Source organism: Burkholderia contaminans (assembly GCF_029633825.1).
In the GTDB taxonomy this organism is placed as follows: domain Bacteria; phylum Pseudomonadota; class Gammaproteobacteria; order Burkholderiales; family Burkholderiaceae; genus Burkholderia; species Burkholderia contaminans.
Window position 1 is genome coordinate 1588546 of record NZ_CP090641.1, and the last position, 13833, is coordinate 1602378.

At 66.8% G+C, this 13833-nt stretch carries 12 protein-coding genes; 3 read left to right on the forward strand and 9 right to left on the reverse strand.

The annotated features are described in order from the left end of the window. The first annotated feature begins 73 nt into the window (after positions 1–73). Positions 74–1069, forward strand: coding sequence for a DedA family protein/thiosulfate sulfurtransferase GlpE (locus tag LXE91_RS24790; protein ID WP_039349594.1), 996 nt, complete (start codon positions 74–76; stop codon positions 1067–1069). 54 nt (positions 1070–1123) lie between these two features. On the opposite strand, the gene LXE91_RS24795 is transcribed toward LXE91_RS24790, so the two are convergent. From LXE91_RS24795 to LXE91_RS24825, 7 genes are all read right to left on the reverse strand, one after another. Beyond that, the gene (locus LXE91_RS24795) at positions 1124–2584 is read right to left on the reverse strand and encodes an OprD family porin (protein WP_039349592.1); all 1461 of its coding nucleotides are present in this window, start codon (positions 2582–2584) and stop codon (positions 1124–1126) included. A 165-nt stretch (positions 2585–2749) separates the two neighbouring features. Next, positions 2750–3769 carry an ABC transporter ATP-binding protein gene (locus tag LXE91_RS24800; RefSeq protein WP_039349587.1) on the reverse strand — a complete coding sequence of 340 codons (1020 nt, stop codon included), beginning with the start codon at positions 3767–3769 and terminating at the stop codon, positions 2750–2752. Next, a complete protein-coding gene (locus tag LXE91_RS24805; protein WP_039349585.1) occupies positions 3766–4758 on the reverse strand; it encodes an ABC transporter ATP-binding protein in 993 nt (330 codons plus the stop codon). Before LXE91_RS24805 ends, LXE91_RS24800 begins: the two co-directional genes overlap by 4 nt. Position 4759: 1 nt before the next feature. Beyond that, positions 4760–5662 (reverse strand): ABC transporter permease, encoded by a 903-nt coding sequence (locus tag LXE91_RS24810; RefSeq protein WP_039349583.1) that lies wholly within the window; start codon positions 5660–5662, stop codon positions 4760–4762. Positions 5663–5675: 13 nt separating this feature from the next. Next, positions 5676–6614, reverse strand: a complete 939-nt coding sequence (locus LXE91_RS24815) for an ABC transporter permease subunit (RefSeq protein ID WP_039349576.1) — start codon at positions 6612–6614, stop codon at positions 5676–5678. A gap of 13 nt (positions 6615–6627) precedes the next feature. After that, positions 6628–8241, reverse strand: a complete 1614-nt coding sequence (locus LXE91_RS24820) for a peptide ABC transporter substrate-binding protein (protein ID WP_039349573.1) — start codon at positions 8239–8241, stop codon at positions 6628–6630. A 179-nt stretch (positions 8242–8420) separates the two neighbouring features. Next, the gene (locus LXE91_RS24825) at positions 8421–8999 is read right to left on the reverse strand and encodes a cupin domain-containing protein (protein WP_039349569.1); all 579 of its coding nucleotides are present in this window, start codon (positions 8997–8999) and stop codon (positions 8421–8423) included. A 504-nt stretch (positions 9000–9503) separates the two neighbouring features. Between LXE91_RS24825 and LXE91_RS24830 the strand changes: the two genes are divergently transcribed. Then, complete coding sequence (locus LXE91_RS24830) at positions 9504–11024, forward strand: peptide MFS transporter (protein WP_039349566.1); 1521 nt, start codon at positions 9504–9506, stop codon at positions 11022–11024. Between the two features lie 120 nt (positions 11025–11144). Next, complete coding sequence (locus LXE91_RS24835; RefSeq protein WP_039349563.1) at positions 11145–11351, forward strand: hypothetical protein; 207 nt, start codon at positions 11145–11147, stop codon at positions 11349–11351. Positions 11352–11397: 46 nt separating this feature from the next. On the opposite strand, the gene LXE91_RS24840 is transcribed toward LXE91_RS24835, so the two are convergent. Both LXE91_RS24840 and rarD read right to left on the reverse strand, forming a co-directional pair. Continuing rightward, on the reverse strand, positions 11398–12522 hold the full coding sequence (locus LXE91_RS24840; RefSeq protein WP_039349560.1) for an OpgC domain-containing protein: 1125 nt from the start codon (positions 12520–12522) through the stop codon (positions 11398–11400). Between the two features lie 397 nt (positions 12523–12919). Beyond that, a complete protein-coding gene (gene rarD / locus LXE91_RS24845; protein ID WP_039349557.1) occupies positions 12920–13822 on the reverse strand; it encodes an EamA family transporter RarD in 903 nt (300 codons plus the stop codon). Positions 13823–13833: the final 11 nt, after the last annotated feature.

A 13833-nucleotide genomic window follows, 5' to 3' on the forward strand; every position in this document is an offset into this window, starting at 1 on the left:
GCTGACTTGAAAAAGGCCGATAATCGGCCCATCTGCGTGCTTTCCGCGCGCGTTTCCTTTTCGGCCAGCCGTCATGCTCCTCCGTGACCTCGTCGCCCAATACGGGCCGCTTCTCGTCTTCGCCAACGTGCTCGCGGCGGCCATCGGGCTGCCGGTGCCCGCGATGCCGACGCTCGTGTTGTTCGGCGCGATGTCCGCGATGCATCCGGCGATGATCGGCTCGCAACTGGTCACGGTGGTCGCGCTGTCGGTGCTCGGCGCACTGATCGGCGACACCGTGTGGTACCTCGCCGGCCGGCGCTTCGGCGGCACGACGCTGAAGACGATCTGCCGCCTGTCGCTGTCGCGTGACAGCTGCGTGAAGAAAACCGAACGCTTCTTCGGCCGCTATGGCGTGCGGGTGCTCGCCGTCGCACGCTTCATTCCGGGGCTGTCGCTCGTGTCGGTGCCGATGGCCGGCGCGTTCGGCACCCGCTATCGCACGTTCGTCGGCTACGATGCGCTCGGCGCCGCGCTGTGGACGATCGTCGGGCTGATGGTCGGGCTGATATTCGCTCGCCAGATCGACTGGCTGTTCGCCGGTGCGGGCCAGCTCGGCCGCGCGGCGCTGCTGGTGGCCGCCGCGGTGCTGGCGGTGTATGCGGCGATCCGCTGGATGCGCCGCCGCGCGCTGATCCGCCAGCTCGCGAGCGCGCGGGTCGGCGTCGACGAGCTCGACGCGATGCTGCGCGATACGTCCGCGCCGGTGGTCCTCGACGTGCGCTCGCCCGAGCACCGCAAGCTCGACCCGTTCACGATTCCCGGCGCGCAGTTCGCCGACGAACGCCAGATCGGCGACATCGTCTCGCGTTATCCGTTCTCGCAGAAGTTCGTCGTGTACTGCTCGTGCCCGAACGAGTTCACGGCCGCGCTGATGGCGAAGCGCCTGCTCGACGCCGGCTTCACCGATGCGCTCGCGCTGCGCGGCGGCCTCGATGCATGGCGCGATACGGGCCGCCAGCTCACGTCGCTCGTGGAAGACATGCCCGCTGCGAACGATCCGGTCGCGGGGCTGCACAAGCCGGCCTGATCGTTTCGATCGAAGGCCGGCCGTGCGAGGCGGGGGCGCCTGCGCCCCCTGCGATCAGAACGCGTGCAGCGGCAGGTTCACGACCAGGCGGTACTCGGTGTTCGTCGCGTCCGAGTAGTGTGCCGAACCGGCGTGCCACATTGCGATGAACGTGACCTTCGTGTCCTTCAGCTTGCCGCTCTGGAACGTGTACGACGGGATGAAGCCGAACTCGTGGTGACGGCCCTGCACCGGTGCGCCGTTGCTCCAGTAGATGCTCGACTTGCTCGGGTCGTTCGCCGCGCCCGCGCTGCCGTCCGCCCCCCAGCCCGTCACGCCCCAGACCATCGCCTTGAAGCCCGGCAGGCCCGCTTCCTTGCCGTAGAACGTGTAACGCAGCTGCAGCGACTTTTCGTGCGGCGCGTTGTAGTCGACGTCCATCGAGTTGGTCAGGAAGATGCCGTTCGTTTCGTTCAGGTAGTCGAAGAACTGGTCGCCGAGCACCTGCTGGAAGCCGAGCAGCAGCTCGTGCGGGCCGTGCTGCGCGGCCAGCGACAGGCTGTATGCATTGTTGTTGATCTTGCCTTGCAGCGCATCGCCCGTGTCGTGCGTCGAATAGACGTTGCCGAAGCCCGTCCACTTGATCGTCTGCGGGCTGCCGATGCTGTGCTTCACCGACGCGTAGTACTGGTGCCACACGTCGTCGGCCTGGTTCGCGTACAGCGCGATTTCGCCGTTCGGCGAGTAGTCCCACGTGCCGCCGACGTACGACAGGCGGTTGATGCGCGTGCCGCCGTATTGCGTCGTCAGGTTGGTAAGCGTCGTATGGCCACGCGCGTCGGTCTTCGTGAAGCTGCCGGCCTCGAGCATCACGTTCTTGAATTCATTGCTGACGAGCGTCGCACCGAGAAACGTCGGCGGCAGCGCACGGTTGTCGTGCTGCTCCATGAACGGGTTGTCGACGGCCTGCAGACCGTACTTGACCACCGTGTTCGAGATGCGCGCCTTCACGTCGTAGATGCCGGGATAGGCCCACGCGAGCTGGTTGCCGCCACCGCCGCCCTTCGCGATGTGCACCATGCTGCCGGCGCCCTGGCCGCCGTCGAGCTTCAGCGCCGCATACAGCGATGCGTCGAAACCGATACCGATCAGGCCCGTCGTATAGCCCGACTCGAAGTTCGCCATCGCGCCCTGGACCCACGCGTGGCGATGCGGCCCGCCCTTGGCGTCGAGCACGTCCGCATAGTTGCGGAACAGGAAGTTGAGATGGCTGTCGGCGATGAAGCCCTTCGACTGCGACTGCGCCGACGGCTCGTCGGGCGGCGTGACGGCCTGGTTCGCTTCGGCGTTGATGACGGCGTTCGGGGTCGTTGCCTGCGCAACGGTCGTGCCCGGTGCGGCCTGTGCGACCGTCAGCGGGGCGGGGGCCGCGTCGTCGGCGTGCGCGACGCCCGTCAGCGAAACACCGGCGAGTGCCGGCAGCCCCCAGGCAAGCAGCATTTTCGATGCCGTCCCGATCGTCTTCTGTTTTTTCATCGTAATTCTCGTCTTGTGTTGATATCGTCCACGCCGGTTGCGATCCGCGCCCGGCCCCCCGGCGCGCCCGATCAAGGACGCGCCTGTACCCGCGGCGCGAAGATCGTTCGCGCCGCACCTACCCCTGTTGACCTGCCTTGGTTATGTTTGCTGCGTCACTTCAGCTCACGCCACACCCGCGCGGATGCACGCGACACGCGCGGCCGACCCCTGCCGAACTTCCGGCAGCGGCACGTCCTGCGCGCACGCTTCGATCGCGACCGGGCAGCGCGTGCGGAACGCGCAGCCGGACGGCGGGTTGAGCGGCGAGGGCATCTCGCCCGCCAGCAGCATCGGACGGCGAGCACGCTCGCGCGCCGGCTCCGGCGTCGGCGCCGCGTCGAGCAGCGCCTTCGTGTACGGGTGCTGCGGCACGCCGTACACGTCATGCCGCGTGCCGAACTCCATCACGCGGCCGAGATACATCACGAGCACACGCTGGCTGATGGCCTTCACCACCGCCAGATCGTGCGCAACGAACAGATAGGACAACGACAGTTCGCGTTGAAGGTCGCGCAGCAGGTTCACGATCTGCGCCTGGATCGACACGTCGAGCGCCGATACGGGTTCGTCGCAGATCACGAGCTTCGGCTCGCCGATCAGTGCGCGTGCGATACCTACGCGCTGGCACTGCCCGCCGGAAAATTCGTGCGGATAACGCAGCAGGTGATGCGCGTTCAGGCCGACGCGCTCGAGCATCGTGACCACGCGGCGGCGCACCTCGGTGCGGCCGAGGCCGGCCTGGTGCGTGACGAGCGGCTCCGCGACGACCTGTTCGATCGTCATGCGCGGGTCGAGCGACGCGAGCGGATCCTGGAAGATCATCTGCACTTCGCGCCGCATCGTGGTGCCGCGCAGGTGATCGGGCGCCACGGCTTCGCCGCGCCATTTCACCGTGCCCGCCGTCATCGGCACGAGGCCGATCAGCGCACGCGCAAGCGTCGACTTCCCGCAGCCCGATTCGCCGACGAGCCCGACCGTCTCGCCGCGCTTCACGTCGAACGACACGCCGTCGACGGCGCGCAGCGTCCCCTTCGGCGACCACGGATAGCCGCCGAGCGGCACGCGGAAATGCACTTTCAGACCGTCGACGGACAGCAGCGTGTCGTCCGTCGCGCCGGCATTCTGGCGTTCATCGACGCTCATCGCAGACCTCCCGTCAGATCGGCCACGGGGCGGTGGCACGCGCGCACCGCGCCCGCGGCGCCATAGGTTTCGAGCGCGGGGCGCGCCGTGCCGCAGCGTTCTTCCGCATACGTGCAGCGCTTCGCGAATGCACAGCCGGCCGGCGCGGTGCCGGGCATCGGCGGATTGCCGGGAATCGCGACGAGCGGCGCATCGTACGCGTCGGTCAGGCGCGGCAGCGCGTTGAGCAGGCCGATCGTGTACGGATGCGACGGCGCCGCGAAGATCGATTCGGCCGGCGCGTATTCGACGGTGCGGCCCGCATACATGACCATCACGTCGTCCGCGAGGCCGGCGACCACGCCCATGTCGTGCGTGATCAGCACGATCGCGGTGCCGCGCTCGCGGTTCAGCTCGCGCAGCAGGTCGATGATCTGTGCCTGCACGGTCACGTCGAGCGCGGTGGTCGGCTCGTCGGCGATCAGGATTTCCGGCTCGGACAGGAGCGCCATCGCGATCATCACGCGCTGGCGCATGCCGCCCGAGAACTCGTGCGGATACATGCGGATGCGGCGTGCCGCGTCGGGGATCCGCACCGATTCGAGCGCCTCGATCGCGCGCTTCGTGGCTTCCTTGCGCGACAGCTTGCGATGCAGCTGCAGCGTCTCGGTCATCTGCCGCTCGATCGTCAGGAACGGATTGAGCGACGTCATCGGATCCTGGAAGATCATCGCGATCCGGTCGCCGCGCACCTTGTTCAGCGCGCGCGCATCCATCTCGAGCAGGTTGTCGCCGCGATAGCGCGCGGCGCCCGTCGTCGTGCCGTTGCCGGCCAGCAGGCCGAGCAGCGCCATCACGGTCTGGCTCTTGCCCGAGCCCGATTCGCCGACGATGCCGAGCGTCTTGCCGGCTTCGAGCGAGAACGACACGCCGCTCACGGCGTCGACCGGCGGCGCATCCTTGCGCGTGAAGCGCACGCCGAGGTTATCGACTTCAAGTAGTGCAGCCATCTCAGCGATCCTTCGGGTCGAGCGCGTCACGCAGGCCATCGCCGACGAAGTTCACGCAGTAAAGCGTCACGCACAGCATGACGGCCGGGGCCAGCAGCAGCCACGGCATCGATTCCAGTTTCTGCGCGCCGTCCTGGATCAGCACGCCCCAGCTCGTCATCGGTTCCTGCACGCCGAGGCCGAGGAACGACAGCACCGATTCGGTCAGCACGATGCCCGGCACCGAGACCGTCGCGTACACGACGACCACGCCGAGCAGGTTCGGCACGACGTGGCGCAGCACGATCGACGTCGGCGTCACGCCGATCGCACGTGCCGCGTCGACGAACTCGCGATTGCGCAGCGACAGCGTCTGGCCGCGCACGACACGCGCCATGTCGATCCACGAGAACGCGCTGATGGTCAGCACGACCAGCATGAACGAGCGGCCGAACAGCGTCATCATCAGGATCGCGATCAGCAGGTACGGGATCGCGTACATCATGTCGACGACGCGCATCATCACGGAGTCGACGCGGCCGCCCGCGAAGCCCGCGGTCGCGCCCCACGCGACGCCGAACAGGCCCGACACGAGCGTGCCGAGCAGGCCGACCTCGATCGAAACGCGGCCGCCGATCAGCGTGCGCACGAGCAGGTCGCGGCCGAGCTCGTCGGTGCCGAACCAGTGCTGGTTCGCCCAGGTCGGCGGCAGGCTGATGGAGCCCCAGTCGCTCGCGGCGGGATCGGCCGCGAGCAGCCACGGGCCGACGAAACAGGCGAGCGTGATCAGCGCGAGCAGCGCGAGGCTGAACAGCGCCGCGCGGTTGTGAAGGAAGCGCGCGAACGCGAGCTCGAGCGGCGAGCGCGAGCGCGGCGGCGAATCGGTCTGCACGGGCAGGCCGACGGCGGGAGTGGTCGGAGTCATCGCTGTGCCTCGCTCAATAACGGATGCGCGGATCGAGCCATGCGTACGCGAGGTCGACCAGCAGGTTGAACAGCACCGCGAAGACGGTCGTCAGCACGACGAGACCGAGCACCAGCGTGTAATCGCGGTTGATCGCGCCGTTCACGACGAGCTGCCCGAGGCCCGGCAGCGCGAACACCGATTCGGTGACGACGGCCGCCGTGATCGACGTGATGCAGACCGTGCCGAACAGCGACACGACCGGCATCAGTGCGGGTTTGAGCGCATGGCGCAGCACGATCGTCGAGCCCGGCAGGCCCTTCGCGCGCGCGGTGCGGATGTAGTTGCTCGACAGCGTCTCGATCATCGAGCCGCGCATCACGCGTGCGAGCAGCGACATGTTGATGAAGGTCAGCAGCACGATCGGCAGCAGCCGGTACTGCCAGCCGCCGTCACCCCAGCCGCCCGCCGGCAGCCAGCCGTTGCCGGACGACGTCTTCAGCAGGATCGCGAAGATCCACACGAGCACGGGGCCGAGCACGAACGGCGGGATGACGTTGCCGAAGTTGCCGATCAGCATCACGAAGCGGTCGATGAAACTGTCGCGGCGCACGGCCGCGACGGTGCCGAGCAGCACGCCGCACACGATCGAGATCGGGATCGACACGCCGCCCACGCCGAGGCTCACGGGCAGCGCCTTCTTCACGAGATCGTTCACGGACCAGTCGACGTAGCGGAACGACGGGCCGAGATCGCCGTGCAGCAGCGCGTTCAGGTACAGCAGGTACTGCTTCCACAGCGGCTCGTCGAGGTGGTACTTCGCGTTCAGGTTCGCGAGCGTGGCGGCGGACAGCTGCTTCTCCGTATCGAACGGGCCGCCGGGCGTGAAATGCAGGAGCAGGTAGCAGACGGTGACGACCGCGAGGATCGTCGGCACCGCCCACAACGTGCGCCTCAATGCGTAGGCCAGCATGATCGCTCCGGGCTCAGTGCTTGATCAGGTACATGTCCTGCGAAGCACGCATGTCGATCACGTTCTTCAGCGAATAGCCGCCCACGTACGACTTCACGAGACGGTCGGCCGAATACTGGAACAGCGGCACCATCGGCGTGTCGTTCAGCGCCGTGTCGTGCGCCTGCGTGAGCAGCGCGGCGCGCGCCTGGTCGTCGAGCTTCTGGTTGCCTTCGTCGACGAGCGCGTCGACCTGCTTGTTGCAGTAGCCGACGGTGTTCTGCGCGCTGCCGCAGCGGATCAGGTCGAAGAAGGTCATCGCGTCGTTGTAGTCGGCGAACCAGCCGTCGCGCGCGATCTGCACCTTGCCGTCATGCCGCTGCTTCATCAGCACCTTGAATTCGACGTTCTCGAGCTTCGTGTTGACGCCGAGCTTCGTGCGCCACTCCGATGAAGTGAACAGCGCGACCTTCTTGTGCAGGTCGTTGGTGTTGTACGTGAGCGTGAACGACAGCGGCTTCGCGTCCGAGTAACCGGCCTGCTTGAGCAGGTCCTTCGCGGCCGCGATGCGCTTGGCCATCGGCCACGACGCCCATTCCGGCGTGAACGGTTGCTGCACGCCCTTCGTACCGTTCGGCATCAGGCCGTACATCGGCTTCTCGCCGGCCTGCGTGAGCTTCGACGTGAGCACGTCGCGATCGATCACCATCGACAGCGCCTGGCGCACGCGCTTGTCCTTCAGCGCCGCGTCGCTGTTGTTCAGGTAGTAGTAGTACGTCGCGAGCTGCAGGCCCTGGCGAAGCTCGCCGCCGAACTGCTTGCTGACCTGCTGGAAGATGCCCGACGGGATCGAGTAGCTGTAGTCGATCTGGCCGGCCTGGTACATGCGCATCGCGGTTTCGTCGCTTTCGATCGGCAGGTACGTGACCTTGTTGATCACGACCTTCGGCGCGTTCCAGTACTTCGCATCCTTCGAGATCACGATGCGGTTGTTCGGCTGCCAGTCGACGAGCTGGTATGCGCCGTTGCTGACGAGGTTGCCCGGGCGCGTCCATGCATCGCCGAACTTCGCGACCGCGTCCTTGTTCACCGGCACGAGCGGCGCCATCGCGGTCAGCTCGGGGAAGAACGCGACGGGCACGTCGGTCGTCACTTCGAGCGTGTACGGATCGACCGCGCGCACGCCGAGCGTCGACGGCGCGGCCTTGCCCGCGATGATGTCCTTCGAGTTCCTGATGAACTCGACGAGGATCGTGTATTTCGAGCCCGTCTTCGGATCGACGAGGCGCTGCCACGAATAGACGAAATCGGCGGCCGTCACCGGCTGGCCGTTGCTCCACTTCGCGTCACGGCGAAGCTTGAAGATCCACGTCGTCGGCGACTTGCGCTCCCACGACAGCGCGACACCGGGCACGACCTGGCCGGCGGCATCGATGCGGGCCAGCCCTTCGAACAGGTCGAGGCCGATCGTGTTGCCGGTCCACGATTCGATGTGCGCGGGGTCGAGCGACTCGACTTCGGCAGGCACCTGTCGCGTCAGGTCCTGTTGGGGCGCGAGCGCGACGTTCGACGGAACGGTAACGGCGTGGGCGGCAGGCGTCAGGGCGAGCGCGGCCAGCACGGCCGACATGGCATGCAAGGATTTCATCGTGGCAGTCTTGAGAAGGGTTGTTCGGTGAGCGTCGCGCGGCGGATGCCGCGGCTTACGCGTGAGACGCTGACGGGTGCAGCGATTGAGGAGGCCCGTGATTCTCGTATAGCATTTTAGTATTCCTTACGTTTCTTTCGACAGGCATTCCGTCTTCGAAACGAAGGAATACCTGTGCGTTAGAACAGCCTAGGCGTACCGACCCAGACCACCACCGACTCGATCTTCGCGGTGTTGACCCAGCTGTGCGGGACCGTCGACTGATAGTGCGAGCTGTCGCCGGCCTGCAGGACGAACGTCTTGCCTTCCAGCGTCAGCGACACTTCCCCTTCAATCACATACAGGAACTCCTCTCCTGCGTGTGTCGTCACCTCAGACCGCTTCTGCCCCGGCGGCATCCTCACGAGGATCGCCTCCAGCTGGCGCCCTTCGGATACGTTCGTCAGCCTCGCGAACAGGTTCGCCGAATCGGCAAACCCGAAGAAGCGCAACTGCTCGCCTCGGCAAACCGAGCGTTCCTCGCTCGGCGTATCCACGAAGTACTGCACCGTCACGCCGAGCGCGTGCGCGATACCGGCCAACGATGTCAGCGACGGCGACGCGAGCCCGCGTTCGACTTGAGACAGAAACGGCTTCGAAATCCCCGCGGCGGTAGCGGTGTCGTCGAGCGTGCGCTTGAGTCGTTGGCGCAACGCGCGAATCTTGCTGCCGAGAGCGGCAGCGTCTGCGGACCGCGAGTTTTCAGTGGGGGGAACCATAGCAGGCCGAAAAGTGATCGTCAAAAAATGTTTGATGGAAAATAACTAAGTTAGAACGATATAGCTTAGTCTTCGGGTTCGCGCCCGTCTTCGGTGTCAAGCCCGGTGCACTAAACGGGACACGAAGCGAGCGAAACGACGCGCTATCTTGCCAGACTCGCCGGCTTCACAGGCAAGCTGCAAGCGGCTCTCCGGGAATCTTCGGAGAGCCGGCACGAAAGCTTACAAATAGATGATGAGACGAATGTTCCTGAAAGCTACTGCCACATTAGGAGTTTCCCTAGGTGGCAGGTACGTGACGCACCGGACCGGTAGCCGCTACCATGCGCGCGCCGGTCGGGGCCCCTCGCCGCCACACCAGGCGGCGTCAGACCCCGGCCCGGGCTAACCGCCCGACTGTTCCATCGCCAGCACGAAGCCTACCCGGCCCCATTGTGCACCGGCGCGAGTTCGACCCCAAAAAAGACGACGCGCGATCCGTGCCGTCCGTTTCAAACGAGATTGATGATGCAACCACCTGTTTCACAAACCCGATCGTTCACGACGGTCTTCCTCATCGAAATGTGGGAGCGCTTCGGCTACTACGGCATGGCCGCGCTCCTGGTCCTCTTCATGGTCGACCGGCTCGGTTTCACCGACAGCCATGCGAACCTGACCTGGGGTGCGTTCACCGCACTCGTCTACGCGGCGCCGTCGATCGGCGGCTGGATCGGCGACAAGGTGCTCGGCGCCCGTCGCACGATGATCATCGGCGCGTCCGTGCTGTGCGCCGGCTACCTGATGCTGTCGGTACCGAACGATCACCTGACGTACATGTACGCGTCGCTCGGCGTGATCGTCGTCGGCAACGGCCTGTTCAAGGCCAATGCGGCCAACCTCGTGCGCCGCATCTATGAAGGCGACGACGCGCGCATCGACAGCGCGTTCACCATCTACTACATGGCGGTCAACATCGGCTCGACGGTGTCGATGCTCGCGACGCCGTGGATCAAGGATCACTGGGGCTGGCACACCGCGTTCGCGGTCTGCTGCGGCGGCATGCTGCTCGCGATCCTCAACTTCATGCTGATGCATCGCACGCTCGCGCACGTCGGCTCGCTGCCGGACGACCAGCCGATCCGCTGGAAGCGCCTCGGCGCGGTCGCGCTGGGCGGTGTCGGGCTCGCGCTGATCACGCTGTACGTGCTGCAGCACAAGCAGCTCGCCGTCGCCAGCGTGTGGACGGCCGCGTTCGCGATCCTCGCGATCTTCGCGTACATGATCGCGAAGTCGGAGCGCTCGGAGCGCGCGGGCCTGATCGCGGCGCTCGTGCTGATCGGCCAGGTGATCCTGTTCTTCATCTTCTACGTGCAGATGTCGACGTCGCTGACGCTGTTCGCGCTGCGCAACGTCGATCCGCGCTTCATGCTGTTCGGTACGACGCTGTTCACGTGGAGCGCCGCGCAGTTCCAGGCGCTGAACCCGATCTGGATCATGCTGCTGAGCCCGGTGCTCGTGTGGGTCTACAACGCCGTCGCGAAGGGCGGCCGTGACCTGCCGGTCGCCGCGAAGTACGCGCTCGGCTTCGGCGCAGTGGCCGCAGGCTACCTGGTGTTCACGATCAGCGGCCGCTACGCGGTCGACGGCCGTGTGTCGTCGTGGTTCATGGTGTGGGGCTACGGCCTCTACTCGCTCGGCGAACTGCTGGTGAGCGGCCTCGGCCTCGCGATGATCGCCCGCTACGTGCCGGCGCGCATGAGCGGCTTCATGATGGGTGCGTACTTCGTCGCAACGGGCGTGTCGCAGTATCTGGGCAGCGTCGTCGCGAACTTCGCGCAGATGCCGTCGCACGATCTGCCGGCCACCGAATCGCTGCCGCTCTACCTGTCGCTGTTCGAGAAGCTCGGCTGGCTCGCCGCGATCGGCATGCTGCTCGCGCTGCTGCTGCTGCCGCTGATGAACCGCCTGTCGCGCCAGCACCAGCGTTGTGCGGAAGAACGCCGCGAAGAAGCGCTGCAGGCACAGGGCGCCGCCGCCGCGCAGTAAGTAATATCCCTCGGCGTGCGGCGTGCACGCCACATTCTCCCGCCAGGCACGCGAACGCGTCCTACACTGGATGCAGGAAACGCATCCGCTTCGCGCGATGCGCACTGGCGGGAGAAGACGATGAAAAGCAAAGCAACGCGGCTGTTGAGGATACTGTCGGACATCCGGCACGCTCAGCGCTGCACCGCGATACGGGCCGCGCGCGCCGCGGCCGAAGCCGACGCGGTACTCGCGGAACACGACGATCCGGCGCCCGACGAACGCGACGACGCCGAATCCGACGACGCCACCGCCGTTCCCCGCTCCCGTATCGGCTCACCTCACTGACGCCGCGCAGCACGCTCCGTGCCGCACGCCCTGCGTCCCGCGCCGCTCACGCGGCCGCGCCGCGCCACCGCGCGATCCACGTTCCCGAACCGGCCACGGCCATCATCAGCCCGAGCGCGCACGCGTCGGCAGCGAGGCCTACGCCGACATGCCGCAGATCCGCGCTGCGCACGACCGGATGCAGCAGCGAATCGATGACGAGCGAGATCGCCGCGCCCGCGACGAAGCAGATCAGCCCGCGCTGGCCCACGGCCACGACGGGCCGCACGCCCTGCGCGATCCGCGCGATCCAGCCGAAGCGCACGCAGTCGGCCATCACCCACGCAATGGCCGCGAAGCTCACGACGCGCGGCAGCGCGAGATCGCGCTTGAACACGCCTTCCGGCAGCGGCAGCCCCGAGAACAGCTTGTAGCTCGCGCAGCCGAGCACGACCGCGCACGCGAGCCCGGTCGCGGCGGCCCCCCAGCGCCCGAGCGCGACGCGCCGGTAGAACGGCTGGCAGCGCGCGAGCACGCCGGCGACGAACATCAGCTGCCACGCGAACGGATTGAAGCTCCAGCGGAACCCGTCGGAATCCAGCAGCTCGGGGCCGAGCCAGCCGGCCGTCAGCCATGACGCGATGCTCAGCGCGACGAGCAGCCACGGATGCCGCCGCGCGAACGGCACGAGCACCGGCGACGCGAGCGCGAACAGCACGTACATCGGCAGCACCGACGCGAGATACGGCTGGCGCTGGAAGGTCAGCAGCTCGGCTGCACCGGTGAGCGGCGACGCGAGCATCACGCTGACGTCGTCGAGCGCGAGGTTCGGCGCATCGATCCCGAAGTGGTCGAGCACGGCCGACACGACGAGCATCAGCGTCGAGGTTGCGAGAAACGCGCGGTAGATCTGCATCGCGCGGCGCACGAAGCGCTTTTGCGCGGCGCGCGCGCCGTGCCGCTCGGCAATCGCGCCATAGGCGCTCGCGGTTGCGAAGCCGCCGAGAAAGACGAAGACCTCGGCCGCATCGCACAGCGCGAACGCGTGCAGCGTGACGCGCGACAGCACGCTCGCGCCGATGTGATCGACGACGATCATCAACAGCACGATGCCGCGGAAGAAATCGACTTCGACCAGGCGGCCGCTGCGCGACGGTGAAAACCTAGCGGAAGGCGGCGTGCTCAACGACATGAGCACACCTGCACGACGGCGGTGCGGCACGCACCGGAAGATAGATCGGGGAGAGGAAGGCGAGCGCGATCAGCGGCGATGCGCGTATGCCCGCGTCGCGCCAACCCGGCCGGCCAGGCACGGAGATGACCGTTCATTGAAAAGCTGCATACGTAGGGAAGTCGGTAAGGCCAGTCTAATGGCCGATCCGGGGAGACCCTAAGTAACAAAGTGCAACCGAATCTTCTGTTCGATTACACGCGCGAGCCTTGTCGCGCAAAGCGGGCAGCGTCGCCAGACTCGCGTCAGCGCGACGCCAGTTTGCGGCCAGCATCGATGCGTTCGACCGCTGCGGCGTGGTCGTTTTGCGTTGCACGACACGGCACGCGGCATGCAACGGCCGCATCGCGATCGACGCTTATCCGCGCGTGGGCAAGCGCCGCATCATCAGTATCGCGCTGTGCCACGCGGTCAGTGCAACGGCGACCCAGATCGGCCCGTACGTCGCGAGCTTCGCCACGCTCAGCGTCTCGCCGAGCAGCAGCAGCGACACCGCGACGAGCAGCACGGGTTCGACGTAGCCGAGAATCCCGAACAGCGCCATCGGCAGCATCCGGCTCGCCTTCAGGTAGCTCGCGAGCGCGAGCGTGCTGAGCACGCCGAGGCCCGGCAGCAGCGCGGCCCACAGCACCGGATGGTCGGCCACCTGCGTCAGGCTCGTCGCGACCATCGCGAACGCGACCGGGCACAGCAGCGCGATCTCGACCGCGAACGCGGCGAGCGAATCGGCATTGATCCGCCGGCGCAGCACGAAATACGGCGGATAGCCGAGCGCGACGACGAGCGTCGGCCACGCGAACGCGCGCGTCGCCCACACCTCGTGCGCGACGCCGAGCGCGGCGCACGCGACCGCCGCCCATTGCAGCGGATCGAGCCGCTCGTGATAGTAGAAGCGGCCGACGAGCACCATCGTCAGCGGCAGCAGGAAATAGCCGAGCGACACTTCGAGCATGCGGCCGTGCAGCGGCGCCCACAGGAACAGCCACAACTGCGCGCCGAGCAGCCCGGCGCTCACGGGCAGCGCAATCAGCAGGCGCCAGTCGCGCACGCTGCGCCGAACGAGGTCGACGAGCGCCGGCCAGCGGCCGCGCAACGCGATCAGCGCAACCGCGCCCGGTGCGGTCCACAACACGCGCCACGCGAAGATGTCGAGCCCCGTGAGCGGCGCGAGCAGTTTCGCGTAGGCGGACATCAGCGCGAACAGCGTCGATGCCATCACCGACAACACGAGGCCGCGCCCGGCCTCCGGATACCCCGTCATGATCGTTCCGC